At 69.8% G+C, this 25,982-nt stretch carries 25 protein-coding genes and 3 tRNA genes; 15 read left to right on the top strand and 13 right to left on the bottom strand.

The window, feature by feature from the left end:
• The first annotated feature begins 243 nt into the window (after nt 1–243).
• On the top strand, nt 244–447 hold the full coding sequence (locus FXO23_RS13705; RefSeq protein ID WP_027941311.1) for a cold-shock protein: 204 nt from the start codon (nt 244–246) through the stop codon (nt 445–447).
• 83 nt (nt 448–530) lie between these two features.
• Here FXO23_RS13705 and FXO23_RS13710 read toward each other — a convergent pair whose 3' ends face one another.
• Complete coding sequence (locus FXO23_RS13710) at nt 531–962, bottom strand: hypothetical protein (protein WP_158884638.1); 432 nt, start codon at nt 960–962, stop codon at nt 531–533.
• A gap of 692 nt (nt 963–1,654) precedes the next feature.
• Between FXO23_RS13710 and FXO23_RS13715 the strand changes: the two genes are divergently transcribed.
• The 5 genes from FXO23_RS13715 (at nt 1,655) to FXO23_RS13735 (ending at nt 3,355) form a co-directional block, all read left to right on the top strand.
• Entirely contained in the window at nt 1,655–1,909 is a 255-nt protein-coding gene (locus tag FXO23_RS13715) for a hypothetical protein (protein ID WP_158884640.1), read from the top strand.
• Between the two features lie 205 nt (nt 1,910–2,114).
• Complete coding sequence (locus tag FXO23_RS13720) at nt 2,115–2,891, top strand: SCO6745 family protein (RefSeq protein ID WP_158884642.1); 777 nt, start codon at nt 2,115–2,117, stop codon at nt 2,889–2,891.
• A gap of 199 nt (nt 2,892–3,090) precedes the next feature.
• Nucleotides 3,091–3,163 (top strand) — tRNA-Glu (locus tag FXO23_RS13725).
• Between the two features lie 13 nt (nt 3,164–3,176).
• Nucleotides 3,177–3,253 (top strand) — tRNA-Asp (locus FXO23_RS13730).
• Nucleotides 3,254–3,281: 28 nt separating this feature from the next.
• Nucleotides 3,282–3,355: transfer RNA gene (locus FXO23_RS13735), tRNA-Phe, on the top strand.
• Between the two features lie 594 nt (nt 3,356–3,949).
• Here FXO23_RS13735 and FXO23_RS13740 read toward each other — a convergent pair.
• Both FXO23_RS13740 and FXO23_RS13745 read right to left on the bottom strand, forming a co-directional pair.
• The gene (locus tag FXO23_RS13740) at nt 3,950–4,369 is read right to left on the bottom strand and encodes a hypothetical protein (RefSeq protein WP_158884644.1); all 420 of its coding nucleotides are present in this window, start codon (nt 4,367–4,369) and stop codon (nt 3,950–3,952) included.
• 58 nt (nt 4,370–4,427) lie between these two features.
• Nucleotides 4,428–5,303, bottom strand: a complete 876-nt coding sequence (locus FXO23_RS13745) for an alpha/beta fold hydrolase (RefSeq protein WP_158884646.1) — start codon at nt 5,301–5,303, stop codon at nt 4,428–4,430.
• Nucleotides 5,304–5,445: 142 nt separating this feature from the next.
• On the opposite strand from FXO23_RS13745, the gene FXO23_RS13750 reads away from it, so the two are divergent.
• Together FXO23_RS13750 and FXO23_RS13755 are read left to right on the top strand one after the other, a co-directional pair.
• Entirely contained in the window at nt 5,446–6,207 is a 762-nt protein-coding gene (locus tag FXO23_RS13750; protein ID WP_158884648.1) for an ArsR/SmtB family transcription factor, read from the top strand.
• A 21-nt stretch (nt 6,208–6,228) separates the two neighbouring features.
• A complete protein-coding gene (locus FXO23_RS13755; protein WP_158884650.1) occupies nt 6,229–8,304 on the top strand; it encodes an NB-ARC domain-containing protein in 2,076 nt (691 codons plus the stop codon).
• On the opposite strand, the gene FXO23_RS13760 is transcribed toward FXO23_RS13755, so the two are convergent.
• From FXO23_RS13760 to FXO23_RS13775, 4 genes are all read right to left on the bottom strand, one after another.
• Nucleotides 8,294–8,872, bottom strand: coding sequence for an LGFP repeat-containing protein (locus FXO23_RS13760; RefSeq protein ID WP_158884652.1), 579 nt, complete (start codon nt 8,870–8,872; stop codon nt 8,294–8,296). The genes FXO23_RS13755 and FXO23_RS13760 overlap by 11 nt on opposite strands.
• A 97-nt stretch (nt 8,873–8,969) precedes the next feature.
• A complete protein-coding gene (locus FXO23_RS13765) occupies nt 8,970–10,553 on the bottom strand; it encodes a hypothetical protein (protein WP_158884654.1) in 1,584 nt (527 codons plus the stop codon).
• 74 nt (nt 10,554–10,627) lie between these two features.
• Nucleotides 10,628–10,975: a hypothetical protein gene (locus FXO23_RS13770; RefSeq protein ID WP_158884656.1), complete on the bottom strand. Its 348-nt coding sequence runs from the start codon at nt 10,973–10,975 to the stop codon at nt 10,628–10,630.
• 202 nt (nt 10,976–11,177) lie between these two features.
• Complete coding sequence (locus FXO23_RS13775; RefSeq protein ID WP_158884658.1) at nt 11,178–13,979, bottom strand: sensor domain-containing protein; 2,802 nt, start codon at nt 13,977–13,979, stop codon at nt 11,178–11,180.
• A gap of 243 nt (nt 13,980–14,222) precedes the next feature.
• On the opposite strand from FXO23_RS13775, the gene FXO23_RS13780 reads away from it, so the two are divergent.
• Nucleotides 14,223–15,383 (top strand): beta-ketoacyl synthase N-terminal-like domain-containing protein, encoded by a 1,161-nt coding sequence (locus FXO23_RS13780; RefSeq protein WP_158884660.1) that lies wholly within the window; start codon nt 14,223–14,225, stop codon nt 15,381–15,383.
• Between the two features lie 2 nt (nt 15,384–15,385).
• Here FXO23_RS13780 and FXO23_RS13785 read toward each other — a convergent pair whose 3' ends face one another.
• The 4 genes from FXO23_RS13785 to FXO23_RS13800 form a co-directional block, all read right to left on the bottom strand.
• Entirely contained in the window at nt 15,386–16,540 is a 1,155-nt protein-coding gene (locus tag FXO23_RS13785) for an FAD-dependent monooxygenase (RefSeq protein ID WP_158884662.1), read from the bottom strand.
• The gene (locus FXO23_RS13790) at nt 16,537–17,634 is read right to left on the bottom strand and encodes an MAB_1171c family putative transporter (RefSeq protein WP_158884664.1); all 1,098 of its coding nucleotides are present in this window, start codon (nt 17,632–17,634) and stop codon (nt 16,537–16,539) included. Before FXO23_RS13790 ends, FXO23_RS13785 begins: the two co-directional genes overlap by 4 nt.
• The gene (locus tag FXO23_RS13795) at nt 17,631–18,173 is read right to left on the bottom strand and encodes a hypothetical protein (protein ID WP_158884666.1); all 543 of its coding nucleotides are present in this window, start codon (nt 18,171–18,173) and stop codon (nt 17,631–17,633) included. Before FXO23_RS13795 ends, FXO23_RS13790 begins: the two co-directional genes overlap by 4 nt.
• A gap of 96 nt (nt 18,174–18,269) precedes the next feature.
• Nucleotides 18,270–18,731, bottom strand: a complete 462-nt coding sequence (locus tag FXO23_RS13800) for a helix-turn-helix domain-containing protein (protein ID WP_158884668.1) — start codon at nt 18,729–18,731, stop codon at nt 18,270–18,272.
• A 343-nt stretch (nt 18,732–19,074) separates the two neighbouring features.
• Between FXO23_RS13800 and FXO23_RS13805 the strand changes: the two genes are divergently transcribed.
• Nucleotides 19,075–19,428: a CU044_2847 family protein gene (locus tag FXO23_RS13805; protein WP_158884670.1), complete on the top strand. Its 354-nt coding sequence runs from the start codon at nt 19,075–19,077 to the stop codon at nt 19,426–19,428.
• Here FXO23_RS13805 and FXO23_RS13810 read toward each other — a convergent pair.
• The gene (locus tag FXO23_RS13810) at nt 19,425–19,985 is read right to left on the bottom strand and encodes a GNAT family N-acetyltransferase (RefSeq protein WP_158884672.1); all 561 of its coding nucleotides are present in this window, start codon (nt 19,983–19,985) and stop codon (nt 19,425–19,427) included. The two genes, FXO23_RS13805 and FXO23_RS13810, sit on opposite strands and share 4 nt — an antisense overlap.
• 140 nt (nt 19,986–20,125) lie before the next feature.
• Here FXO23_RS13810 and FXO23_RS13815 point away from each other — a divergent pair, with 140 nt between their 5' ends.
• From FXO23_RS13815 to FXO23_RS13835, 5 genes are all read left to right on the top strand, one after another.
• On the top strand, nt 20,126–21,253 hold the full coding sequence (locus FXO23_RS13815; protein WP_158884674.1) for a 5-methyltetrahydropteroyltriglutamate--homocysteine S-methyltransferase: 1,128 nt from the start codon (nt 20,126–20,128) through the stop codon (nt 21,251–21,253).
• Nucleotides 21,254–21,280: 27 nt separating this feature from the next.
• Nucleotides 21,281–22,117: an IclR family transcriptional regulator gene (locus FXO23_RS13820; protein WP_158884676.1), complete on the top strand. Its 837-nt coding sequence runs from the start codon at nt 21,281–21,283 to the stop codon at nt 22,115–22,117.
• A gap of 10 nt (nt 22,118–22,127) precedes the next feature.
• Nucleotides 22,128–23,306, top strand: coding sequence for a 4-hydroxybenzoate 3-monooxygenase (locus tag FXO23_RS13825; protein ID WP_158884678.1), 1,179 nt, complete (start codon nt 22,128–22,130; stop codon nt 23,304–23,306).
• 50 nt (nt 23,307–23,356) lie between these two features.
• Nucleotides 23,357–24,097, top strand: coding sequence for a Clp protease N-terminal domain-containing protein (locus tag FXO23_RS13830; RefSeq protein WP_158884680.1), 741 nt, complete (start codon nt 23,357–23,359; stop codon nt 24,095–24,097).
• 91 nt (nt 24,098–24,188) lie between these two features.
• Nucleotides 24,189–24,962, top strand: a complete 774-nt coding sequence (locus FXO23_RS13835) for a S1 family peptidase (protein ID WP_158884682.1) — start codon at nt 24,189–24,191, stop codon at nt 24,960–24,962.
• Nucleotides 24,963–25,014: 52 nt separating this feature from the next.
• On the opposite strand, the gene FXO23_RS13840 is transcribed toward FXO23_RS13835, so the two are convergent.
• A complete protein-coding gene (locus FXO23_RS13840; RefSeq protein WP_158884684.1) occupies nt 25,015–25,677 on the bottom strand; it encodes an L-2-amino-thiazoline-4-carboxylic acid hydrolase in 663 nt (220 codons plus the stop codon).
• Nucleotides 25,678–25,982: the final 305 nt, after the last annotated feature.

The following is a 25,982-nucleotide window of genomic DNA, read 5'->3' on the forward strand; positions in this document are numbered from 1 at the left end:
CGTTTTGGTGACCCGATAGACCCGTTGGACCCAACCAGACTCGATGGGGTTCAGATTTCGCCGGATCCCGGTAGGCTTCCGGACAGGCCGTCGTTTTGCGTGTTCGTGGCTTCACACTCGCGGAACTTCTGACGCGAGCCGGAGCAGGACACGTGCTCTTCGCTCGTCTCGTTGGAACCGCCCGGGACGGCCCGGGTATCGCTCCGGCAATGCTCGAAGCGGATCTGTAACGAGGAGTAAGCGGTGGCGCAAGGCACTGTGAAGTGGTTCAACGCCGAAAAGGGCTTCGGCTTCATCGCCCAGGACGGCGGCGAGGGCGACGTGTTCGTGCACTACTCGGAGATCGACGGTCGCGGTTTCCGCACCCTCGAAGAGAACCAGCGAGTGGAGTTCGAGGTCGGGCAGGGCCAGAAGGGCCCGCAGGCCCAGAAGGTCCGCGTGATCTGAACGGTCTCCCTCTGAGACAACCGAGCCCCCGGCGGGAAGTTTCCCCGCCGGGGGCTCGTTTTCTTGCTCAGCGCTGTCGTCGTTCAGCGTCGCGTGGCCGCGGGCCGGTCCCAGCCGGGCTCGAACTTGTGCTGATCGGTCACCTCGTTGTCCGGGGTGGTCGCGAACTGGCGGCGCTGCTGCGAAGCCGCCTGCCCCTCCCAGGAGAGCCGCTCGAGGATCCACTCCTGCGCGAGGGCCTGGGGCGAGGTGTTGCGCTCGCGGGCGATGTCCTTCAGCTGTTCGCTGGCGATCAGGTTCATCCGGAGCTGGTAGACCTGCGCCTCGCCGAAACGCTTGCCGCTGCCGGTGCTCTCCGGGTCGGAGTCCGGCGCGAGGGCGGCCAGGTAACTGGTCAGCTCGTGGTCCTCGACGGTCCCCTCCGCCTCCTTGGCGGGCGAGTTCCGGTGCCGTCCAGGGTTCACGGCCTTGAGGTTGGTCCTGCTGCTCAGGCGTCCTAATGAGGGAAGAGGCACGGACACACGATAACGGTTGGATCTCGAACCCAACACGAATGTGACCCGCAACACACGCAGTAGTCTCACATTAGGCCATTCAGGCCACCCCAACCCCCAAACGCCACCCCCACCAACCACCCTCCGCAACCCCCCTACCACCTCCGGCAACAGACATCCCGGAACCAACTGCCGCACCCGGCCGCAACCTTTAGCCCCCACCAACGTCCCCCAACCGAACACAACCCCAGTTAGTGATTCCCCCAGAAGCCCCATGCTGGTCCCAACCCCACGCGCCCAGCGCCCGTCAAAGTAAGGAGCACGCACCGTGGGGGGTTTGGGGGGCTCGGCCCCCCAATAGATACCGAGCCCTGCGAAGGGGGAGCCGAAGGCGAACCCCGAGCAGGAATGGAGAGGCCCCCGCGCCAGGGGGAGGAACGCGGGGGCCGGAGGGGATCTCCACAGGCGCTGACCGGGGGTGTGTCAGCACGTTGATTGTTACACGACTTTCGTCATTCGGCGAGTGGTCGTGCCGAAAAATCCGGTTGACTCGTCATGTACCGGTTCCCTTAGGTTCACCTTGCGTCGATGAACGACGTTCGGCCGGTTGCGAACACTGCGTGTTCAGAGGTTCACTCTGCGGGGGGCTGCGTGAGAGTTCAACCGCTCGCTAGCCTCGCGGCCAAGTTGTTCGGAAAGCCTGTGGAGGAGCTATGAGCGGGTCTCTCGAGGTGCGGCAGTTCCTCCTGCGGTACGAGGGGGCGGACACGGGGAACGCCGGTTATCCCGGTGGTGTGCCGGCGCAGCGTACGGGGCAGGGGGATACCCAGCGGGTCTCCGATGATCAGGTGCGGCGGGCCCGGCTCGCGGTCGCCCGGGGCGCGCTGGGGGTGGAGGATTGTGCTCAGCTGCTGGACATGCTGGGGCTGACCTTGGACGACGACGGTCAGGCGCCGGTGCAGCGCTGAGCTGAGGTTTTCACGAGCGCTCAGGGGTATGCCCCCTGGTCACACCCCTGAGCGCCACCGTGGAGAAGATACTGTCCGTGCTCGCCTTCGGGCAAATATTTTTGCTTCCATGCTGATAGTTGCGTGGAAAATTTCTTCCCATGCAGATTGTTCTCGTCTTCGTTTGGTAACAGTGTTATCGTTCAGTGGACGAAGGGAGAACGGCATGACCGGGACTGAGTCGGCGGTGGTCATCGCCCGCGAGATCAGGCCGATCGTCCAGGTGTGGGGCGGGAAGTTCATGACCTCGCCCGAACTGGCGGCGGCCGAGCGGGAAGCGGGCCTGAACCAGCGCGCGCTGTACTTCCGCGGCCGTTCGGCGGTGCTCGGCGATCCGTCGCCCGCCGTAGTGGCCCAGCTGTTCGGGATCTTTCCGCGCTGGCTCTTCGATTTCGCGCTCCCGCCCGCGATCGAGGCGATCGACGCGGCCGGTGCGGTGCGCGCCTATTCGGCCGCCTCGGCCGCGTGGTCCCGGGCGCACCTGGCCGAGGTGCCGGAGGCGGCGCGCCTGGCGGAGCTTCTGACCCGGCTGATCGACGCGGCGGACGCGAGCGGGCTCGCGCTCTTCGCGGGCTGGCAGGCCGCCGACCGCCCCGAGGACGACCTCGCCCGGCTCGGGCACGCGCTCACCGTGTTCCGCGAGTACCGCGGCGGGCTGCATTTCGCCACGCTCCGGGCGGTCGGGCTGACCGTCGGCGAGGCTGTCGTCGCCGACCCCGAAGGCGGGCGGGCCCGGCTGCTGCGCACCGCCTGGACGCCGGAGGCCGCCGACGAGCTGATCGCCCGCGCGGAGGCCAAACCGGACCTGCGCGAGCGGTGGCGGCGGGCCGAGGAGCTGACCGACGAGCGGATCGGCGAACTGCTGGAGGAAACCCTGGACAAGGACCAGCGCCGGGAACTCCGGGAACTTCTCGGGAAACTGGACGGCGCGGTCCTCCCGTGAGGACCAGAGCGGCGTCCCGGGCGCGAGTGTGGAACCATGGGGCGGGTCGGGCGCACCGGCGCCATCGGTGCAGCTCGGCGGCCTGTTGAAGGCGAAAGGCATACCCGTTTGAAGGGCCTGGGAGGCGTGCCCTATGCTTATGTTCGCTCCCAGGGGGACCCTGAGAGCGCGGTCGGTCGGTTCGCCGAAAACCGGTCGGGCTCCCATCGTCCAGCGGCCTAGGACTCCGCCCTTTCAAGGCGGCAACGCGGGTTCGAATCCCGTTGGGAGTACGCAGTAAATCAAGGCCCTGTGGCGCAGTTGGTTAGCGCGTCGCCCTGTCACGGCGAAGGTCGCGGGTTCGAGTCCCGTCAGGGTCGCCAAAGCGTTCGGCTCCTCGCCGGCGTTTCCGGCCAGGTAGCTCAGTTGGTACGAGCGTCCGCCTGAAAAGCGGAAGGTCGCCGGTTCGACCCCGGCCCTGGCCACCGTTGGTTCACCCGCCCTGATCGCAGTCAGGGCGGTTTTTCATGTGTGCGGCCGATCCCAGCGCCGTCCGCTGTTGACCTTGGTTGGCCGCCGGTCTCCGCCGCTAGTCGCACCTGGGTTGGTCGACACACCCACAGCTCGTACCGGCTCCACGGCGCTGTCTGGATCGACCTTGATGGCGACGGGTCGGCGTTGGATACTCGTGACGCGAGGGTCATTAGATCTGGGTGTGATGCGGGTTCCGGCCTTGTGGCTTGGAGGTCACGTCGGCCGGAGACCCCGAGGGGGGTCAGATGTGGTGATCCTCGTGAGTGTCAGCTGGCCTGCGGCTCCCGGTGCATAGCGCTTGCCCGGGAGCCGTGGCACGTCCGGGGTGCTGTGGAACTTGGCGCGCAGCAAGGCATGCGCTGTCTCCTTGGGGAGACGGTCGATAATCACCATGCCTAAAGAGTTCTTCTCTTGTAGGTACCTGCGACGGCCCGGGCGAAGGTTTCTTTTATCGTACTTATGCGCGGTCGCACAAGCGGAAGCGCGCCCGCCTTGCTCCGTTGTGGGCGGGACGGCCTTTCTTTTGCTGGGTGGGGTTTTGGTGGTTATGGGTGGCGGGTGGTGTGGAGGGTCAGCCAGTTGCCGCCGGTGGCCAGGGCGGTGAGGAGTTGGGTCGCGTGGTCGGCGAAGTGGGAGAGGTCGGCGTGCAGGAGTGCCGCGCGTTCGGGGTCGAGGGGGTGGGGGTCGTCCCACCACAGGTCGATCGCCGGGGCGGTGGTGACGACGATCGACTGGATCAGCCGGAGGATGTCCGCGGATTTCCGGGGGGACGCGGCGCGGAACTCGGATTCGATCTCGTCGCAGGCGGCGAGTAGCTCGCGCAGTTGGCGGACCGCGTCGGCGGGGGTGCCGTTCCAGGTCGCGTTCGGCCAGGTTCGGTCGCTCAGTTCCAGCCAGAGCCGCCAGCCGGCGGCCAGTTCGGCATCGTCGGCGGGAGTCCAGGAGACCGGCACGGGCCAGTACATCGGTCAACTGTGCGCCGTCCGGCGCGGGCGAAAAAGGTTACGGTGCCGTACGTCACGGTCAGGACCGGGCTCCGGTCGGGTCGCGTAGGAAATCGGCGATCGTGAGCGACTGGTCCGGCAGGTAGTGCCCCGCGTCCGGGAGCACGCGCACCCGGGCGTGCGGGACCGCTTCGGCGAGCCGTCGTGCCGTTCCGGGGGCGTCCAGCATGGCGTCCCGCGCGCCGAGGACGGTCAGGATCGGCATGGTCAGTTCGCGCAGCCGGTCGTCGGGGAAGGTCGGCAGGGGCTCCATCCGGGGGCGGAAGTGCTTGGTGGTCAGCAGGTTCAGCTCGAGCAGCGCGGCGCCGATCGGGTCCTGGTGATCCGCGGCGAGGGCCGCCGGTCCGGCGGCCAGCACCAGGGCTTTGCGCAGCCCGCGGTCGCCGAAGGGGCGCAGCAGCGCGTACTTCAGCAGCACGCCCACCTTCCGGCGGCCGATGCCGCTGGGGTTCAGCAACGCCAGCTCGGTGATCCGCTCCGGGCGCCGCGTCGCGTAGTCCAGGGCGAACCACCCGCCCAGCGACTCCGCCACGATCGACGTGCTGGTCAGCGCGAGCCCGTCGAGCACGTCGTCCAGCCACGACGCGTACTCCGCGGAGGCCAGCGGAGGTCGGGAGGGCGCGCTCAGGCCCGGCTCGCCGATGACGTCCACGGCGTACACCCGCCGGTCCCGGGTCCACGCGGCGACGCGGGGCAGCCACCCCGCCGCGTTCCCCGCCGATCCGTGCAACGCCAGCACCGGCGGGGCGTGCTCCGGACCGGAGGCCAGCACGAACGTGTCGCCGTGCCGGGTGGGCACGGTGCGCCGCTCGCTCGGCACCGGCCAGCGCTCCAGCAGGTCCAGGTACCGCTGCCGGATCAGGCGTTCGCCCTCGGGCGACCGGTAGATGCTCATCGGCCCTCCATGAGTGAGAGATGCTTCCGAAAAGTTCCTTAAACAACTCTATCTGGTCACCAAGAAGGGCGGCAAAGGGTAAAAAGGGGGACTCAGTATTGCCGAGTTGACATGCAAGTAATCGCTTGCCTATGGTGGCGGAGTGCGCACTGATCCGGTCCGGGTGTTCAAGGCGCTGGCGGATCCGACCCGTCAGCGCCTGCTGGACCGGTTGCGGGAGGACAACGGGCAACCGCTCGGTGCGCTGTGCCGGGATCTCGGCATCACGCGACAGGGCATCACGCAGCATCTCGCGGTGCTGGAGGCGGCCGAGCTGATCACCACCGTGCGGCGCGGCCGGGAGAAACTGCACTACCTCAACCCGGTCCCGCTCCAGGAGATCTACGAGCGGTGGATCGCGAAATTCGAACGCACCGAACTCGCCGCGCTCAGCGGCCTGAAGAGACGAATCGAACAGGACGGTTACGCCATGGACAAACCCAAGCTCGTGCACGTCATCTACATCGCGACCACCCCGGAACGGTTGTGGCACGCGCTCACCGATCCGGAGCTGACCGGCCAATACTGGGGGCACCGCAACGTTTCCGGCTGGGCCAAGGGCGACCGCTGGGAACACCAGCGACCGGAGGACGGCGTCGCCGACGTCATCGGCACGATCCTGGAGGTCGACCCGCCGCGCCGCCTGGTGCATTCCTGGGCGTCGCCGGATGATGCCGACAATCCCGGGCGCCACTCGCGGGTGACCTACGACCTGGAGCCGGTCGCGGACGCCGTCAAGCTCACCGTCACCCACGAGGACCTGCCCTCCGACCAGCTCCAGGACACCGACGACGGCTGGGCGCTGGTGCTGTCGAGCCTCAAGTCCCAGCTGGAAACCGGTCGTCCGCTGAGTTCTCTGCTCTGATTGGCGGTAGCCTCGGCGATTGTGGCGGACGAGAACCGGTTCGAAGGCGACGCCGAGAACGTCCTGCAGGGGCGGGACATCTACGGTGGCGTCCACTTCCACCATTCCCGCCGGGCCGCCACGGCCCGCTGCCAGGTGCCGCCGGCGCCCGCGCACTACACCGACAACGAACGGCCACTGTCCGAACTGGACGAATGGCTGGTCCACAAGCACGACCGCGATGGGCCGAAGGTGGCGATCCTGCGCGGCCCGCCCGGCTGCGGCACGACCACGCTCGCCGGATTCTGGGTGCACCAGCACGAAGAGTCCTATCCGGACGGGCATTTCTTCGTCCGCCTCACCGCCGGGCCGGACGAGGCCGAGCAGGAACGCCCCGCGCTCGCCGAACTCCTGATGGCCGCCGGGATCACCGCGGACGAGATCCCGGCGAGCCTGGAGGGCCGGGCCGCGCAGTGGCGGTCGTGGTCGACGGGCAAGCGGCTCGCCCTGGTCGTCGACGACGCCCTCACCGCCGGGCAGGTGCGGGCGTTCCTGCCCGGAGCCGGGGCTTCGGCGGTGCTGGTCACCGAGGCCGGGCGGCTGGAGAGCCTGCGGGCCTGGGTCGCGGTCCGGCCGGTGGACATCTCGCCGATGGCCGACGACGCCGCGCGCCTGCTGCTCGGCCGGATCGTCGGCGAGGACCGGCTCGCCGCCGAACCGGACGCGGTGCGCGAGGTGATCGCGTTGTGCGCCGGTTCGACGGTCGCCCTGTGCGTGGTCGCGTCCCTGCTCACCGAGTTCCCGGACCGCCCGATCGCCCGCCTGGCGCGGCGGCTGGCCCGGGACGAGCGCACGCTCGCCGAGCTCTCCCCGGACCCGGACCTTTCGGTGTCGGTCGTGTTCGACGCGGCCTACCGCCGCCTGAACGCCCTCGCGCGGCGGTGCTACCAGGTGCTCGGCGTCCATCCGGGATCCGGTTCGGTCAGCGCGGACGCCGTGGCGGTCGCACTCGGCGAGGATCCCGACGACGTTTCCGACGGGCTGCGGGATTTGTTGCGTGCCAGGCTGGTTCAGGAGACCGAGGAGGATCGCTTCCTCATCTCCGGGCTGATCCGCCGCCACGCCCGCGCGCAGGCCGAGGACGCCGAGGCGTTGCGGCGGCGGGTGATCGCGTACTACTGGGCCCGCGCCCGCGCGGCCGACGCCCTGCTGATGCCCGATCGCGGCTGGCGCGAGCGGATCTGGCCCGGGCTGCCCGTCGACACCGGCGGGCAGACCCCCGCGGAAGCGCGCCGCTGGCTGGAGGACGAGCGCGAGAACCTGCTCGGCGCGGTGCGGCTCGCCTACCAGCTCGGTGAGCTGGAGCGGACCTGCCAGCTGTGCCTGGCGCTGTGGCCGTTGCACGAACAGGGCAAGTACGTCCACGACATGGCGGCCGCGAACTCGATCGGGGTCGAGGCCGCGGTGGCGCTCGGCGACGACCTGAGCGCGGCCGTGCTCGGCTGCCAGCACGGGTTCGCGCACCGGGAACGGGGCGAGCTCGAGCGCGCCGCCGAACTGTTCGCCGCCGCGGGCGAAGCGGGCCGCCGCGCCGGTTCGCCGGACGCGGAGGCGACCGCCGTGGAGTCGCTCGCGCTGGTCCGCCTCGATCAGGGGCGCACCGCGGAGGCCGCCGTACTGCTGCGGCGGAACCTGGAGATGGCCGAGCGGATCGGCGTGCCGCGGCGGCTCACGCTGGCCCGGTTCCACCTCGCGAAGGCCCTGCCCGCGGCCGAAGCGTTGCCGTTGCTGGCGGCCGTCCGCGCGGATTTCCAAGACCGGGCGGAGCCGTACAATCTGGTGAAAACCGGTCTGTGGCAAGGAAAGAAGCTGATCGAAGCCGGTCGGTTGCCGGAGGCCGCGGTGGCGCTGGACGAAGCTTCCGAGCTGGCGGCCGAAGGCGGCTGGCATTTCGAACGCGGGCAGCTCGGCGAGGCCCGAGCCGATCTCGCGCTGGCGCGGGACGAACCGGAGGTGGCGGCCGCGTACCTGCGGGACGCGGCCGCCATCTACCGGTTGCGGGACTTCGGCGCCCGGGTGCGGGCGGTTCAGGAGCGGCTGGACCGGCTCACAGGGTGAGCCAGACCGGCAACGTCCACCCCTGGCGGCAGGTGTGCCCGCCCGAGCCGAGATCGCAGCCTTCCACCACGATCCGGTACTCGCCGGGCCGGAGGTTGCCCCAGGACGTGATCCCGCTGAACCGCCCGCACCAGCCCGCGCCCTGCGTCAGGTCGCACTCCTGGTCACCGCCGATGTCCTGGCCGTCGCGCCGGATGTTGACCAGCCAGTCGACGTAGTTGAACGGGTCGCTGACACCCCATTCGAAGCGGATTCCGGTGCCGCCCACCCGGAAGGCGGAGGTGACCATGTTCGTGCCCTGGCTGGGCGAGAAGACCATCGCCCCGTTCTCGAACCACTGGTACGAGCCGTTGCCGTAGGCGAACGCGCTCCCGGTCGGGCAGCCGAACGAGCCGTCGCCGCGGCCGTTGTCGTACCACCGGCGGTACAGCGGCTGGGGCACGTCGTAGGAGCACACCCGCGGGGCGGCCCCTGGTTCCGCGGCCGTGGCCGACGCCGCCGGGACGGGCGCAACGCCGAGCAGCGCGAACGCCAGTGCGATCGCCGCGCGGGAGATCATCCGTCGCATCTTTCTCCTCCTGTCGTGGGCAGGAGGAGATCGTCGCGGCGCGGAACCCCCGCCGGACAGGGAACCGGGTCCCAGGCGGCCGGGAACATTTCCCGGCCTAGCACACGGTGGCGTGTGCGGTGAACGAATCGTGCGCGAGGTGCACGGTGATCCGTTTCGGCAGCTCGTCGAGCGCGCGGCCGGATTCCAGCCAGGCGTGCAGCACCGACGCCAGCAGCGCGCCGTGCCGCCGCGGCCCGTCGAACCGCACGAACCGCCCGTTCATGGTTCCGGCGAGCCACGAACCGTCCTCGTCGCGGGCGGTGGCGAGCGCGCAACCCGGCAGCGCGGCGAGCGTGCCGGTGATCCACCGCCCGGCGTCGCGGGGCCGGTCGTGCACCACGATGTCGGCGAGGTCGAGCAGCCGGGTCGCCGGTTCCCCGGTCCCCACCACCAGGTGGGCGCCCGCCGGGATCAGCGGGGGCTTGCGCAGCGCGTCGGCGGCGTACCGGGTCACCGTGGCGGCCAGGTCGCCGTTCCCGCGCAGGGCGACCCGGACGAGCTGCGCGTGCGGCGGGGTCGTGTCGACCTCCGGCACGGGCAACGCCCGCTCGTCGACCGGGTGCGGCGGCTCGGGGAGGTCGAGCGCGCGGTAGATCGTGCGCCGGAGCACGGCCGCCGACGCGCCGGGGCGGGCGGTGGCGAGGTCGGTGACCGGGGCGTAGGCGGCCGGATCGTGCGTTGCCACGGCCCGTTCGAGCTGGGCCGCCGCGTCCCGCGCCGGATCGAAGCGCGGGGCGAGGTCCAGCAGGCGGCCGATCGGGGAACGCGGGTCCACCGCGCCGGCCGGGGCCGCCGCGAGCAGCACCGGAGTGCCCAGCGCGGCCGAGTAGAAGGTGACCGAGCCGTGGTCGCCGATCGTGACATCGGCGGCCACCAGCGCGGCCCGCCACAGCTCCTCGCGGGGGAGCACCAGCACACCGGCGCGGGCGCAGTCGTCGAACCAGCGGCTGACCAGCCACCGCGAATGCCCGTGCACGATGTTCGGATGCAGCGCGACCGCCAGCCGGTACGAGTCGAACGGCAACCGTGCGGCGAGTTCCCTTACCAGCAAAGGGTTCTGGCCGTACAGCGAATCGGCGCCCCAGGTCGAGGACAGGACGACCAGCCGCTGGCCGGGGTTCGCGCCCAGGGCCTGCCGGTAGGTTTCCCGCAGCGGGCGGCTGGCGCGCATCCGGTCCAGGCACGGATCCCCGGCGACCACGGCGGCGCCGACCGCCTCGGGACAGGCGAGCCGCAGCCGGTCGAGTTGCTCGTGGTGGGACAGCACGATGATCGAGGGAACCAGTTCACCGCGATGCAGGAGCCACGGCGACGAAAGCCCGAAAACCGATTTCCGATTTCCGATTTCCGATTTCCGATTTCCGATTTCCAGGTACTTATTGTATCCCATTCCATGGGGGACGACCAGCAGTGGGGCTTTGATTTCCGGTAAATCTCCGCCGTAGCTCGCGGCGATCGCGAGATCGAACCGGGTGCGCAGCGCTTCCCGCCACGGCAGGACCGCCACCTCGTGCCCGGCCAGGAACTCCTCGGTTCCCGCGGTGAACGCGCTGGATCCGGTGCTGGTGAACACGATCTGCACCCGCGGGTCCCCGGCGACCACCGGCAGCACGTCGAACAGCCGGGTCGCCGCGGTCACGTTGTGCGCGACCGCGAGAATGGTGCGTTCAGTTCGGGCCGTCCGCCACCGCGGCGTGGCCGGAAGCCATCCGCTCAGAACTTGATTCCGCCGTGAATGTCGCGGGCCTGCACGACCGGGCCGGTGACGTTTCCGGAAATGTGGTTGGTCACCCCGCCGGTTTCCGCATGCTGGTGAACCTCGGCGCGCTCTGCCTCGGTGCGCAGCGCCTTCGCGAATTCGGGATCCGCCCGCCCGGCGGTTTCCAGCCGTTCGGCGAGCGCGCGCACCGGTTCGGAATCCCGCGGCGCGTCCTTGGCCGCCTCCAGCGCGGCGATGGCGTCGGGCTGCTTCGCGAACTTCTTCTTGATCAGCTCGTACAGCCCGGCGGCCGCCTTGCCCCCGAGCGCGGCCGCGATGGAGATCAAAATGGGCTCTGGCATGGCGCTCCTTCCGGCGGCGACCACTTCACCGTAACAGTCAGCGCCCATTTGAGAACTCGCTCCGCGATCCCGTCGACAGGGCGCTCCTTGGTGAGGCATGATCACCTTTCGCTGTGGGGCGCCCTGCCGCCGCGATAGCGGGGCCTTCGGCCGGCGAGTCCCCGGCGCATTTTGGCAGGTCAAGTTCTCTTCAGAGGTGCTGTCACAGCGTCGGATCCGGCTCGACCGGCCAGGTGGTGGCCGTGCTGGCCCGCGGGAACAGCTGTCCGGCTGGGGCCGGGCGGCCGAGGTAGAAACCCTGGGCCTGGTCGCAGCCGAGCCCGCGGAGGATCTCCAGCTGCCGCGGCTTCTCCACGCCCTCGGCCACCACGGTCAGGTCCACCGCGTGCGCCATGGCGATGATGCTGGTGACGATCGCTTCGGCGTCGGCGGATTCGCCGAGATCGGTGACGAACGAACGGTCGATCTTGAGCGTGTCCAGGGTGAGCCGCTGCAGCTGGGCCAGTGACGAGTACCCGGTGCCGAAATCGTCGATCGCCAGGCGCACCCCGAGCCCGCGCAGTTCGCTGAGCGCGCCGGTGGCGGCCGCGGAATCCCGCATCAGCGCGCTTTCGGTGATCTCCAGGCACAGCGTGTGCGGCGGCAGCCCGGTCGTGCGCAGTGCCTCGGCGACCGCGGGCACCAGTTGCGGATCGTCGAGCTGCCGGGTGGACAGGTTCACCTTGAGGTGCGTGTCGAGGCCGTGCCGCACCCGGCGGATGGCCAGTTCCCGGGTGGTCTCCCACAGCATGTGCATGCCGATGAGATTGATCAGATCACTTTCCTCGGCCAGCGGGATGAACTCGGTCGGCGAGATCGCGCCGTGCACCGGGTGGTCCCACCGCAGCAGGCCCTCGACGGCGACCATGTGCCGGGTCTGCAGGTCCACCACCGGCTGGTAGGCGACCCACAGCTGCCCGTTCTGCACGGCGTCGCGCAGATCCTGTTCCAGGCGCAGCCGCCGCTGCATCCGCTCGCGCAGTTCGACGTCGAAGAACTCGTACCGCCCGCGGCCCAGCGTTTTCGCCTGGTACATCGCGACATCCGCGTCGCGCAGCAGATCCTCGGGCGAACGTCTGTCCCCGGGACCGGCGAGCACGATGCCGATGCTCGCGTCGACGTGCAGCTGCCGCCCGTCCACGGTGATCGGTTCGGTGAGCGAATCCCGCAGCCGCTCGGTGAGCAGGCGGATCTCGCCGTGATCGGTCACGCCGTGCGTCACGACGACGAACTCGTCGCCGCCGAGCCGCCCGACCAGGCCGCCGCGGCGTGCGCCGTGCCGGAGCCGCTCGCCGGCGATCCGCAGTACCTTGTCGCCGACGCTGTGGCCGAGCGAATCGTTGATGACCTTGAACTTGTCCAGGTCGATGAACAGGACCGCGGTCAGCCCCGGCTGCCCCGGGTTTTCCTGCGCCGCGGACAGCCGTTCGATGACCAGCGTGCGGTTCGCCAGCCCGGTCAGCGGATCGTGGGTCGCCTCGTGCTCCAGGCGTTCGCGGATCGCGCGGCGTTCGGTGATGTCGGTGAACGAGTTGACCACCGGGGCCGGGAGTTCGCCGTCCGGGCTGAGCGAGCGGCAGGTCAGCGACAGCCACACGCTGCGCCCGTCCGGCCGGCGCACCCGGACCACCCGGCCGTTCTGCGGTTCGCCGGTGAGCCGGGTCTGCGTGGTCGGGTATTCGTCGAGCGGCACCGGTGTGCCGGATTCGTCGTAAAGCCGCAACGCGGTCGGCGGCATGCCGAGCAGATCCTCTTCGCGCATACCGAGAATGCGGCGAGCGGCCGGGTTCGCGGATTCGACCAGACCACTCGCGCCGACCACCACGACCCCCTCGTCCAGCGAGGCGACCACCGTGCTGAAATCCTGCTCCGCCCGGCGGCGCGCGGTTTCGTCCGCGCAGACCAGCACGTAGCCGCCGTTCATCTCAGCCGCGGACACCCGGATGGACAACGCCGATTCGTCCGCCGCGCGATGGGTGTCCTGGACGACGCCACCGGCCAGCAGCACCGCACCCGGCTCCAGCGGCGCGCCGACCAGTTCGCTCACCGGCCGCCCGATGGCCTCGGCCGCGGACCGGCCGTACACCGATTCCGCGGCGGGATTCCAGCTCGTCACCACCGCCTGGCTGTCGGTCGCGATGATCGCGTCGCTGACATGGCTGACCAGCGCGGCCTGGTAACGCAACGCCGCCTCGGCCGCCTTGCGGTCGGTGACGTCGCGCAGGATCACCTGGTAGGCCGGGCGGCCCTTCCAGGTGGTGCGCACCGAAACGGTCTCCACCATGATCGTGCTGCCGTCGAGCCGCCGCAGCAGCAGTTCCGACGGCTCCGACCGGGCGCCCGGGGTGGTGAGGGCCTGAATGCGCTTGCGCATCCCCGGAACCGAACGCAGATCGACGAGTTCGACGATCGGGCGGTCCAGGATGTCGCCGGGGCATTCGGCGCCGAGGAGCCGGACGGTCGCCGGATTGGCGTAGACCAGTAGGCCGTTCTCGTGAACGCAGATGCCTTCCGGGCTGAGGTCGACCAGGAGCCGGTAGCGGTCCGCGAGGTCCGCGATCGCCTGCCGGTCCTGGTGCCGGTCGGTCACGTCGGTGGCGATGCCGAGCAGCCCGCCCGGGCGCGTGCCGCCGAACGTGCGGGCGCGGAAGCGGACCCATTTCGTTTCCCCGGCCGGGGTCGCGAACGGCTGTTCGAGTTCGAAGTCCTCCCACACCGGGGCGGACCGCGCGGCCACGGTCAGCGGCGCGAGCAACTCGCCCAGCCTGGTCTGGACCTCCTCCGCGGGCGCTCCGGGCATGCCGAGGACCGCGTCCAGCCCAGGCATCCAGGTGATGTTGCCCGCGGCGAAGTCGAACGACCACATGATCGCGGACTCGGCGGATAACGCCAGGTCCACAATGAGTTCGTGGCCGAGCTTGGTGCCGGTGGCGAGCCCGCCCAGGTCGTGAGCGTCAGCCTCCATGTCCCGTCCGATCCGCCCGTTCGCAGTGTGGACTCCGATTACATCACGCCCTGATCGCCGGTGAACGGGAAAAATCGGGCATTACAGTTTGACTGTCCGACAACTCGATGCGCGGCGACCATCGTCGGAGCGGCGGATGGTTGTGGGTGACACAAATCACCGGTGTCCATTTCGCCAGAACACAAGCATCCGCCCGTACCCCGGAGCGGAGCTGGAACAAGGATAGGAAGAGAGGGCGAGCACATGGCCTCTGCAGGATACGGAATCTGTGGGATCGGTGCCGTCACCGGCTACGGCTGGGGGCGGGAGGCGCTCTGGAACGGGCTGGTCAGTGCCAAACCGGCGGCCATCCTCGCCGACGGGTACGGCGTCGCGTTCGACGAAACCGCGTGGGTCGTGCGGGTCCCCGACGGCGGGGACCCCGAGGACGGGCTCAGCCGGTTCAGCCGCGCGCTGCGCGCGGCCGCGCGGGAAGCGATCGCCGACGCCGGGGCGCGCGGCTGGCGGCCCGGGCGCCGGGTGGGGCTGCTGCACGCGGTCGTGCTCGGCGACGTGGACGTGCAGCGCAGCTTCCACGTCGACCACCACGGCACCCAGTCGGTCCGCGACTACCTCGCGCTCATGCCGTCCACACCGACCGCGATGTTGATGAAGGAATTCGGTTTCCACGGCCCGGCGATGAACGTGACCGCGATGTGCGCGTCCGGGAATTCGGCGTTGATCACCGCGAAACTGTGGCTCGACGCGGGCATGGCGGACGACGTGGTCTTCGTGGCCACCGATCTGTCCGCGAACCGGGACAACGTTCTGCATTTCGCCAAGATCGGCGTCGCGGTGACCGACGCGGACCCCCTCGACGCCTGCCGCCCGTTCCAGGACGGCAGCCGTGGTTTCGTGATGGGCGAGGCCTCGATCGGTTTCGTTCTTTCCAACCAGGCCACCGATCCCTATCTGCGGGTACTCGGCGGCGCGATGACCCACGAGGCGTACCACGTCATCTCGATCGAGCCCTCGCTCACCGAGATCCGCAACTGCTTCGCGGGCGCGCTGGAGAACGCGGACGTGCCGGCGTCTGCCGTGCGCTACCTCAACGCGCACGGAACCGGCACGAAACAGTGCGATGAGGCCGAAGCCACCGTGCTCCGCGAACTGCTGCCGCCGGAGACCGGGGTCTACTCGACCAAACCGCTCACCGGCCATTGCCAGGGCGCGTCCGCCGCGGTGGAACTCGCGGTGGCCGCGATGAGCTACCAGCGGGGCGCCATCCCGGCGCCGCCGACCGTCGCCGACGGTCTGCCCGGTCTGCTCAACGGGGTCACGCCGATGGCCGACGGGCTCACGCTCAAGTCGTCGATCGGCATGGGCGGCCACAACGCCGCGGTGGTTCTCGCCCCACCGGCGTGACCTTAGGCGGCGGTGACCGGGGTGTGCCAGTCGATGTGGTGGCCGTAGAGCCACTCGCGGTCGTCGCCGGGTTCGGACTGCCGGGGAGCGGCGGAGGCGGCGTGCCGCACCCGCGCCGCGTCCTGTCCCGCGCTGGCGGCGACGAGCCGTTCCACCCGCGCGCGGCGGCGGGCGACATACGCGCCGAACGCCCGCTCGAGGTCCGGTAGGTCGCGCAGGCACTGGGCGAGCACCACGCTGTCCTCCAGCGCCATCGAGGCGCCCTGCCCGGCGGCCGGGGAGGCGGCGTGCGCGGCGTCGCCGGTGAGGACCATCCGGTTCGCGTGCCAGGCCGGGGTCGACGGCACGTCGTAACCGTTGCTGCCCACCAGATCCTCGCCGGTCGCGGCGATGACGTCCCGTGCGGCGCTGCGATCGGCGGCGAAGAACTCCAGCGCGCGATCCCGCCACTGGGCGGCGGCGAGTTCGTCCCGGGTGACCTCCGGGAGCGGGAGGCGGCAGAACCAGAACGTCTCGCCGTCCGGGGCGGTGGTGTAGCCGAAGGACGCGCGGCTGCCCTGGATCATGCGGTAGGCGGTGGTGGCGGGCGGGAAGTCCCGCGAACGCGTGTAGCCGTAGACGATGTTCAGCCCGGTGTAGCGGGGACGCGGCGCCGCCGGGTCGATGAGTGCGCGGGTGGTCGTCGAGTGGATGCCGTCGGCGCCGACGAGCAGATCGGCTTCGGCGTGCGAGCCGTCGGCGAACTCCGCGGTGACCCGGCCGCCCGGCGCGGTGCGCGCGCCGGTGAGCCGTTTGCCGTGGTGCAGCGGGATTCCGCGGCGGGCGGCCTCGTCGTGCAGGACCCGGTACAGGGTCGCGCGTTTGAGCGTGCGGGCGCCGCCCCGCCCGCCGCCCGCCCGGCGTTCGCCGAGCTTCGCGCCGGTGTGGTCGTACCTCTCGATGGTGTCGGCGGGAAAGGACGCCTCGATCACCGGCCCGTCCGCGCCGATCGCGCGCAGCGCGTCCATGCCGTTGGGCATGATCGTCAGGAAGGCGCCCACGTCGTCCGCGCCGGTCGGGTACGCCTCGAAGACGGTCGCGCCGAGCCCCGCCTTGTCCAGCGCCATCGCGGTGACCGGGCCCGCGATCCCGCCGCCGATGATCAACGCCCTGGTCATGCGGGAGCCAATCGCAGGGATTCGGAGAGGGCGACCAGTTCGCGGACGTCGTCGTCCAGGCCGTCGCCGTCGGGCACGGCGACCGGGATCGCCTCGGGCGGCGCCGGTTCGCCGCGGGCGTGGGCGCGCAGCGCCTCGGTGAGCCGGTCGGCCAGGGAACCGCCGGGGCCCAGCTGCGCGAGGTACGGGCTGATCCGGACCAGCCCGTCGCGGCATTCGATGACCCGCCGGTAGTACTTGCGGTGCACGCCGTGCAGGCTCAGGGCGTCCCGCCACGGGTTCAGCGGCGCGCGGGCGAGGGCGTCCTCCGGGAACGCCTCGTGCAGCCGTGTCCACAGTGGACCGAGCCGGTGGTACATCCGCAGGTGCTGCCACCACACGCGCGCCGCGGCCACCCGGGTGGCGACCCCGGGATAGGACAGGCCGACGACGAGCAGGATCGCGCTCGGGAACACCAGGAAGACCGTGCCCTGCACGAGCAGCCAGGGGATCGCCGCGCCCGCCCAGTGCACCAGCACCATCGCGATCAGCGTCGCCCCGCCCACCGCGCCGATGGCGAATCCCACGGACGCCACCAGCAGCCCGCGGGCCAGCCGGGGCGCGGCGCCCCGGGCGTAGCGCCGCGCGAAGAAGCACGCGCTCGCGATGCCGTAGGTGAGGTACAGATCGGCGGCGAGGTAGAAGACCGAGACCCCGGCGAGGGGGTACTCGGCCGGCGGGGTGTCCGGCATGAGCACCGCGACGATCGCCATCACCAGGATCGCGGCGCCCAGCGGCACCGCCTCCAGCCAGGCCCGCCGCCGGGCCCGCGCGGCCGGCAGCGCCGAGAACAGGAAGAAGCAGGCGAGGGTGTAGACCAGCCCGCAGAGGAAGATGTGCTGGAACAGCAGCGGCACGATCGGCCCGGGGTCCGGCTGGTTCACCTTGCCCGCCAGGAGACCGAACGGGTAGGCGGCCGCGAAGCAGGCCAGGCAGGCGGTGACCATCCAGCGCGCCACGTCCTTCGGCGCCCGGGTGAGCTGGTAGGTCTTCCACAACAGGGCGGGGTAGAGGATCACCCCTTGCACCACGGTCAGCGCGACCTTGCTGTTCACAACCAGCCCAGCCGTTCGCCCAGCGCGGTCTCGATCCGCTGCGCGGCGGCCTCGTTCGAGGACTTCGGGGCGACCCGGTCCAGCACGGACGCCCATTCCAGGATGATCGTCGCGACCGTCTCGGCTTCCCGCTCGTGATCGGTGTCGTAGGAGGTCCGCCGCAGGGCGCGCCGGACCGACTCCGGTTCCAGGTCCGGGTACCGGTCGCGCAGGTCGCCGGGCGGGGTCAGCTCGGCGACCAGGCTGTCGTCCTCGGCGGTGGCGCGGTGACCGGCCAGGATGTGGCCGAGCTCGTGCAGGATGATGTGGCACTGGTGGGCCTTGCTCGTGTCCCGCTGGTACACGATGTAGTCCGCCTGGCCGGTGGCGACCCAGGCGCCGAACGGCCCCGGCACCGGGATCCGGTGCGCGATCAGCCGGATCGGCCGGCCGCGTTGTTCCCCCACCTTCCGGCACAGCTCGAGGACGTCAAGGGGTGGGTGGATGTCCAGTTCGTGCAGCAGTTGCCTGCAGCGTCGCCGTAACTTGCGTTCCCGCACCAGTCACCCCGCTATCGGTGTGAGTGGGCCCGTCCTTCGAAGCATCGCTTAGACGGTAGCGACCTGGCCAGAGTTCGATCACCCCCGTCCCCACCTTCACTCATTCGACGTATCGCCCCGGCCGGCCTGCTCCTCCCGGTAGACGACATCGAGCAGATCCATGACCAGCCGCCGGCGGTGCGGGGACAGTTCACCCGCGCGCAACGCCATGAGTTGCGCGTCACTGCTCGCGGCGATCTCGTTGAGCCTGGCCTGCTCGCTCTTCAGCGCCTCGAGCTGCTGGTCGACGCGGTCGGTGACCTCGTCGTCGAAGAAGTAGCTCACCGGCACCCCGAAGAACCCGGCGAGCGCCTGCAGATGCTTGAAGGTCGGATTGTCCTTTTTCGACTTCCGCAGCTGCCAGATGTAGCTCTGCGAGATCTTCACCTCGCCCTGGGCGGTGATCGCCGCCGCTACCTGCTCGTTGCTGTACTCCTGGCCGTCACGCGGCGTCTTGTTGGTGAACAGGTGGTTGAGCTTGTCCGCCAGGGTGCGCCCCTGACGCGTGCGCTCGACCATCGTGACCTCCCCGCAGCACGTCACGTTCTCCACTGGCGAAAACGTGATTTTGGTCGATGGTTTCCTCATCAGTTGAAACGTCCGTGCCACCAGTCTAGGCTCTCCTCGTGACCGGCTCCACTGATGTGAAGCAGTTTAGGGGTCGGGCCCTGCACAAGAGTGCGAACCGCCACCCCCGGCCTGGGGGTCCGGGGGAGGTTTGATGCTCGAACGGTGGCCGGGACGGGCACGCGGACGACGCGTTCGCTCGTCCCGGCCACCGCTTGGCCGCTGACCGGTGCCGCCATTTCGGCGTAAGGTTCGGAAACGCCATGAGGGACCGCGGCGGCGCAAGAGGAGTGCGGTGACCGAGTTCGTGCGTTTCGCCCTGGAAGAGGGCGGTTCGGTGCTGGTGGAGGTCGAGGAGGAACCCGGGCTGGCCCGGGCGTCGCGGGCCTCGGGCGTGGTACGGCAGGCGTCGGCGTCCTTCGAACGGGCCCTGCACGAGGTCCGCAGCGCCGCGACCGCCGCGCTCGCCCAGTTCCGGGAGATGGGGCCGGACGAGGTGGAGCTCAAGTTCGGCGTGAAGCTGGACGCGCAGGCGGGCGCGGTGATCGCCAAGACCGGTCTGCAGGGCCAGTTCGAGATCAAACTCAAATGGCTCGCCGCCGAATCCACCGACGAACCGGCGCCCGAAGAGGACCAGCGGAAGCCCTAACCCCGGTCGGCCCACTCCTTGGCCAGGATGGCGAGCACGAGTTCGTCGCACCACTCGCCCTTGACGAACTCGTTCTCCCGGAACAACGCCTCCCGGCGCATGCCGAGGCGTTCCAGCAGCCCGGAGGACGCGTGGTTGCGCGCGTCGCACCGGCCGATGATCCGGTGCAGGCCGAGTTCGTCGAAGCCCAGCCGCAGCATCTCCCGGGCCGCCTCGTAGGCGAACCCCTGGCCGTGGTGGTCGGGGTGGAAGATGAACCCGATCTCGCCCTGTTCGTACTCCGCGCTGATCCGGCGCAGCATCACGTCGCCGATCAGCTCACCGGTGTCGCGCCGGTCGACGGCGAGCCGCAGGGTCGGCTGCTCGGCGGTCAGCTCGGTCGCCTTGGCGCGGTCGGCGAGCTTTTCCCTGACCTCTTCCCTGGTCAGCACGTCGAAGTAGAGGAACCGGACCACCTCGGGCCGGGACAGGGTTTCGTGCAGCGGGTCCAGATCGTCCATGGTGAACGGGCGCAGCAGCAGGCGGGGCGTCTCGATCGGGTACTCGGGGCGCAGCATGGGCGCGACGGTACTTGGCCGGGTCGGCTCCCGGCACGTGATTAAAAACCGTCTCCGGTGGTCATCCGCGAGGTCCCGCGCCGGTGCCGCCGTGCGGGCGGGGCTTGCGCGGGCCGGGGTGGGTAGTTGAACATTGGACGATGGCTCCTCGCAGGACACCGCCGTTCCGAGCCGATCACGTGGGCAGCCTGCTGCGGCCCCCGGAGCTGCACCGGGCGCGCCAGGCGTTCGCCGACGGGACGAGCACCGCCGCCGAACTCCGCGCCGCCGAGGACGCCGCGATCACCGACGTGGTCGCGATGCAGCGGGCCGCCGGGCTCCGGTCGGCGACCGACGGCGAATTCCGCCGCTCCTCCTGGCACATGGACTTCATCTACCAGCTCGACGGCGTGTCCCGCACCGAGGAACGCCTGCACGTGAAGTTCCGCAACGCCGCCGGTGACCTGGAATTCACCCCGCTCGGCCTGCGCGTCGACGCACCCGTTGGCCTGTCCGGGACGATCTTCGGCGACGACTTCGCCTTCCTCAAGTCCATTGTGGACCCGGGCGTCACGCCGAAGCAGACGATCCCGTCCCCGAGCATGGTGTACTACCGCGGCGGCCGGGCGGCGGTCGACGAGCGCGTCTACCCGGATCTGGAGGAGTTCTTCGCCGACCTGTCCGCGGCCTACGCGCGCGAGGTCGCCGGGATGGCCGCGCTCGGCTGCACGTACCTGCAGCTCGACGACACCAGCCTGGCCTACCTCAACGATCCGGAGCAGCGCGAGATGATCGCCGCGCTCGGCGGCGATCCGGACACCCTGCACCTGCGCAACATCGCCCAGATCAACGCCGCCCTCGCCGACCGGCCCGCCGGGCTGACCGTCACCACCCACCTGTGCCGGGGCAATTTCCGCTCTTCCTGGGTGGCCGAAGGCGGTTACGAATTCGTCGCCGAGGCGCTGTTCACCGAATTGAACGTGGACGGTTTCTTCCTGGAATACGACGACGAACGTTCCGGCGGTTTCGAACCCCTGCGGTTCGTGCCGCGCGACAAGTACGTCGTCCTCGGCCTGGTCACCACCAAACGCGGCGAACTGGAAACCGTCGACCAGCTGCGCCGCCGCATCGACGAGGCCGCGAAGTACCTCGACCTCGACCAGCTCTGCCTGTCCCCGCAATGCGGGTTCTCCTCGACCGTCGAGGGCAACGACCTCACCGCCGATCAGCAGGCCCGCAAACTGGCGCGGATAGCCGAAACCGCCGATCTGGTGTGGGGCGCCACCTGACTCGCCGGTACCCGGTTGAATGGGGCGATGCGCCACAACACCGACCGCGCGCCGTCGGTCGCCGGCCGGGTTCTGGACGTGCTCGGCGCGTTCACCCCGGACCGTTCCGAACTGAGCCTGTCCGAGCTGAGCCGCCGGACCGGGCTGCCCCTGTCCACCGCGCACCGGCTGGTCGGCGAGCTGACCCGGCGCGGCGCCCTGGAACGCACCGACCGCGGCCGGTACCGGGTCGGGCTGTGGCTGTGGGAGGTCGCCTCGCTCGCCCCGCACGGGATGGGGCTGCGGGAGACCGCGATGCCGTTCCTCGAAGACCTGTACGAAGCCACCCACGAGAACGTCCAGCTGGTCGTGCTGGACGCGCCGGACGTTGTTTACCTGGAGCGGATTTCCGGGCGGGGCGCGGTGAACGTGGTCTCCCGGCCCGGCGGCCGCCTCCCGGCGCACGCCACCGGCGTCGGCCTGGTGCTGCTCGCGCACGCGCCGGCCGAGGTGCAGGAAAGCGTGCTCGCCGCCCCGCTCAAACGCTTCACCCGCAACACGATCGCCGCACCCGACCGGCTGCGGCGGGTGCTCGCCGACGTCCGCCGCGACGGGTTCGCGATCAGCGACCGGCAGGTCGAACTGGTGGCCCTTTCGGTCGCGGCGCCGGTGTTCGGCCCGGACGACACCGTGGTCGCCGCGCTGTCGATCGTGGTCCCGGCCGAGGGCGCCGAGCCGATGGCGCTGGTGCCCGCGGTGCGCGCCGCCGCGCGCGGGGTGTCCCGCTCGCTCGGCGCACCCCGGACAAAGTCTTCCGCTCAGCGGAAGGTCAGCTCGTCTGGGCGGGCGGTCGAAAGCACGCTGGGGGTCGATCGAGCGGAGTGAGGAGTTTCGCGTGACGCGCACCCAGGTTGGCATCATCGGCGCCGGTCCGGCCGGACTGCTGCTCTCGTACCTGCTGCACGGCGAGGGCATCGACGCGGTCGTGCTGGAGGCGCGCAGCCGGTCCTACGTCGAGCAGCGGGTGCGCGCCGGGGTCTGCGAACACCCCACCGTGGAACTGCTCACCGAACTCGGCCTCGGCGACCGCCTGGCCCGCGAAGGCTTGCCGCACCACGGTTTCTCGCTCCGCTTCGACGGCGAGGACCACCGGATCGCGCTCACCGAGCTGACCGGGAAGTCGATCACCGTCTACGGTCAGCAGGAGATCGTCAAGGATCTGATCGCCGCGCACGAGGCGAAGGGCTGGCCGATCGAATTCGAAGTGTCCGAAGTGGACATCCAGGATCTGGAATCGGACCGGCCGCGGCTCACCTACCGCGATCCGCGCGGTGGCGCGCGGGAACTCGTCTGCGATTTCGTCGCGGGCTGCGACGGTTTCCACGGGATCAGCCGGCCGGCCATTCCGGCGGGGCGGCTGCGCACGCTGGATCGCGAATACCCGTTCGCCTGGCTGGGCGTGCTGGCGGAGACCCCGCCCTCGCACGAGGAACTGATCTACGCGCACCACGAACGCGGTTTCGCGCTGCACAGCATGCGTTCGCCCGAGCTCACCCGGCTCTACCTCCAGGTCGCGCCGGACGAACGGCTCGAGGACTGGCCGGACGAGCGGATCTGGGCCGAGCTCGCGCTGCGGCTGGAGACGAGCGGCGACTTCGCGTTGCACGAGGGCCCCTTGGTGGACAAGGGAATCACGCCGATGCGCAGTTTCGTCACCGAGCCGATGGCCTACCGCAGGCTGTTCCTGGCCGGGGACGCGGCGCACATCGTGCCGCCGACCGGGGCGAAGGGGATGAACCTGGCCGTCGCGGACGTCTACGCGCTTTCGGCGGCCCTGACCGAATGGGTGCGCCACAACCGGACCGAGCTAGCCGAGTCCTATTCGGACACTTGCCTGCGGCGGGTGTGGCGGGCCGAGCACTTCTCCTGGTTCATGACCACGATGCTGCACGTGGATCCGGGCGCGGACGAGTTCGCCCGCCGCTTGCAGCTCTCCCAGTTGCGCTACACGGCGTCCTCGGCCGCGGCGGCGACCAGCCTCGCGGAGAACTACGTGGGCCTGCCGTTCGCCTGATCGTCAACCTGTGGTTGACGGATCTCGGGTCGTCAACTTATGGTTGACGCATGACCACTCCACCACCACGGCTCGACGAACTGATCGAGTTCATCAGGAACCAGGCCCCGGAGGCCGACGTGCTCGGCCACCTGTCCGCCGCGGTCCTCGCCGCCGACCACCTCGGCGAGGTCGCCGACCACCTGATCGGCCACTTCGTCGACCAGGCCCGGCGCTCCGGCGCCTCCTGGACCGAGATCGGCGCCAGCATGGGCGTGAGCAAGCAGGCGGCCCAGAAGCGGTTCGTGCCCAAGGATGTCGACATGGAGACCGTCGCCGACATCGCACGTGTATACAACCGGTATACGCTTCGTGCGCGGCAGGTGATCGTGGCGGCGCAGGAGTCGGCCTTCGCCGCGGGCAGCGAGACGATCGGCACCGAGCACCTCCTGTCCGGTTTGCTGAGCCAGGAGGAAGGCATCGCCGCCCTGGTGATCGCGAAACTCGGGGCGCCCCTCGGCGAGGTCCGGGCGAAGGTCGGCGCGGTGATCGGCCCGGGGACCGGCGCGGCGCCGGGCAAGATCACCATCGGCGCGCCGGTGAAGAAGGTGCTCGAACTGACCCTGCGCGAGGCGCTCCGGCTGGGGCACAACTACGTGGGCACCGAGCACATGTTGCTGGCCCTGCTCGAGCACGGCGAGGGCGCCGGGGCGGAAGTGCTGGGCCAGATCGGGGTCGCCAAGGCCGACGCGGAGCGCGAAATCGTCGCGATGCTCGGCTGCGTTTTGGCGGAAGACGGCAAGAAAGGTTAGTTGGAACTTTCGGAGGTGTTACTTAATAACCAACGTCACCTACCTTCCGTGGTGTCCCCAGGGGCAAGGGGACACGGAAGGAGAGGCGGACATGAAGGCACGTTCACTGCTCGCGGGCCTGGTCACGGGCGCCGCGTGCGTGCTGACGAGTGTCATGGGAGCGGGTTCGGCGGGTGCGGACGTCAACCCGTTCATCGTCGGCGGTGGCGACGCCGACCAGACGTACTCGTTCATGGTGTCCCTGCAGGACGGGTCGGGCAACCATTTCTGCGGCGGCTCACTCATCAAACCGGATTGGGTGCTCACCGCGGCGCATTGCGTGCAGAGTGAGCAGCCCGGTTCGGTGAAGGCGCGGATCGGCACCACCGACCGCACGCAGGGCGGCGAAGAGGCGCAGGCGTCGAAGATCATCGTGCATCCCGACTACGGCAAGCAGGAAGCCGGTGGGGATATCGCGCTGGTCCAGTTGTCGGCGCCGGCCAAGGCGGCTCCGGTGGATCTCGGCAGCAAGGCCGACGCCGGGACCAAGTCGCGGCTCATCGGCTGGGGGCAGACCTGCCCCGAGCGCGGTGCGTGCGGTGCGCCGAAGACCCTGCAGCAGTTGGACACCGAGGTCGTCGATGCCGGTAAGTGCACCGGGATCGACGGCAAGGTGGAACTGTGCACCAACAACCCGGACGGCGACAAGGGCGCGTGCTACGGCGATTCGGGTGGTCCACAGGTCGTGCAGGCCGACGGCAAGTGGCAGCTGATCGGGGTGACGAGCCGCAGCGGCAACGGCGACTCGACCTGTGCGACGGGGCCGTCGATCTACACCTCGGCGGTGGCCTACACGTCCTGGATCGGGCAGAACTCCGGGTCGTGATGAGGGGCCGGGTGCGGGAGTCGGGGTGTTCCGGCTCCCGCACCCGGATTTCTCATTCGTTGCGTTGGAAATGGAATGGGCAGTGCGTTCCGCCCATGCCGATCGTGGTGCGGCGCTCGAACCGGAAGCCGTGCCGTGCGGGATCGATCGCCTCGATCCAGTTGGCGTCGAACGCGCACATCGACGGGGTCAGTTCCGGCGCCCCGTTCGCGACCAGCACATCGTGGTAGAAGCACCGGTGCACGTCCTCGAAGAACCGGCGGTCGTCATCGGCCGCGTGCCGGAACTCGAAACCCGCGCCGAACGCGTACTTCTCGCGTGATTTGGCCATGTCCACCATGGCCGTGAACGGATCCGGCGCCGCGTCGAGCATCGCGCGGGTGCCGGATCGCATGTCCTCGGCATACGGCTCGACGAACGCGGCCTGGATGGCCGCGATGGCCTTGTCCCGGCCCAGTTCCGGACGCAGGAACTGGTACGCGGCGACCAGTGCGAGCGTCAGTTTCAGGTTGTACCGGGCCGGTTCGTCGACGATGAGGTGCGCGTTCGATTCCTCGAGTTCGGCGTGCCGCCGCCGGATGGCGCCGAGCCGATCCGCGGGCAGCTCGAGGGCGCGCGCGAGGTGCTCGAAGAAGCCGTCGAGGAGCAGGGTCAGATCTTTGGCCGGGTCCGGGGTGTACTCACCCTCGGCCAGACCGAATCGGTCGGTGGACACGAGACATGTTCCTTTCCACGGGAAACACGTCAGCGCACTCCACCGACCGACCTGGCGCTGACTGTTTTCTGCTTTGACGCTTCCGTTGTACCACACCGGCCGCCCGCCACCCAGGCACGTTTCTGGTCGCGTGTGTTCCCCGTTCCGGTCGCCGAACTCCACACTCGGGCAAGCGAAACACACACTCAGGCAACCGAAATACACACTCGGGACCACTTACATGGACAACTCGCGTGCCCGAACGTGCATGAACCGCCCCGGGTTCGGTAGAGACTCGTTACTGGGGTCAGGCGACCAGGCTTGTC

The organism is Amycolatopsis anabasis (assembly GCF_009765355.1).
Lineage (GTDB): Bacteria > Actinomycetota > Actinomycetes > Mycobacteriales > Pseudonocardiaceae > Amycolatopsis > Amycolatopsis anabasis.

Excerpts from the sequence above, each read along its gene's own strand:
- FXO23_RS13715 (WP_158884640.1), top strand. The coding sequence starts at position 1,655 with ATGAGCGGGTCTCTCGAGGTGCGGCAGTTCCTCCTGCGGTACGAGGGG.
- FXO23_RS13720 (WP_158884642.1), top strand. The coding sequence starts at position 2,115 with ATGACCGGGACTGAGTCGGCGGTGGTCATCGCCCGCGAGATCAGGCCG.
- FXO23_RS13740 (WP_158884644.1), bottom strand. The coding sequence starts at position 4,369 with ATGTACTGGCCCGTGCCGGTCTCCTGGACTCCCGCCGACGATGCCGAA.
- FXO23_RS13745 (WP_158884646.1), bottom strand. The coding sequence starts at position 5,303 with ATGAGCATCTACCGGTCGCCCGAGGGCGAACGCCTGATCCGGCAGCGG.
- FXO23_RS13760 (WP_158884652.1), bottom strand. The coding sequence starts at position 8,872 with ATGCGACGGATGATCTCCCGCGCGGCGATCGCACTGGCGTTCGCGCTG.
- FXO23_RS13770 (WP_158884656.1), bottom strand. The coding sequence starts at position 10,975 with ATGCCAGAGCCCATTTTGATCTCCATCGCGGCCGCGCTCGGGGGCAAG.
- FXO23_RS13775 (WP_158884658.1), bottom strand. The coding sequence starts at position 13,979 with ATGGAGGCTGACGCTCACGACCTGGGCGGGCTCGCCACCGGCACCAAG.
- FXO23_RS13780 (WP_158884660.1), top strand. The coding sequence starts at position 14,223 with ATGGCCTCTGCAGGATACGGAATCTGTGGGATCGGTGCCGTCACCGGC.
- FXO23_RS13785 (WP_158884662.1), bottom strand. The coding sequence starts at position 16,540 with ATGACCAGGGCGTTGATCATCGGCGGCGGGATCGCGGGCCCGGTCACC.
- FXO23_RS13800 (WP_158884668.1), bottom strand. The coding sequence starts at position 18,731 with ATGGTCGAGCGCACGCGTCAGGGGCGCACCCTGGCGGACAAGCTCAAC.
- FXO23_RS13810 (WP_158884672.1), bottom strand. The coding sequence starts at position 19,985 with ATGCTGCGCCCCGAGTACCCGATCGAGACGCCCCGCCTGCTGCTGCGC.
- FXO23_RS13815 (WP_158884674.1), top strand. The coding sequence starts at position 20,126 with ATGGCTCCTCGCAGGACACCGCCGTTCCGAGCCGATCACGTGGGCAGC.
- FXO23_RS13820 (WP_158884676.1), top strand. The coding sequence starts at position 21,281 with ATGCGCCACAACACCGACCGCGCGCCGTCGGTCGCCGGCCGGGTTCTG.
- FXO23_RS13830 (WP_158884680.1), top strand. The coding sequence starts at position 23,357 with ATGACCACTCCACCACCACGGCTCGACGAACTGATCGAGTTCATCAGG.
- FXO23_RS13835 (WP_158884682.1), top strand. The coding sequence starts at position 24,189 with ATGAAGGCACGTTCACTGCTCGCGGGCCTGGTCACGGGCGCCGCGTGC.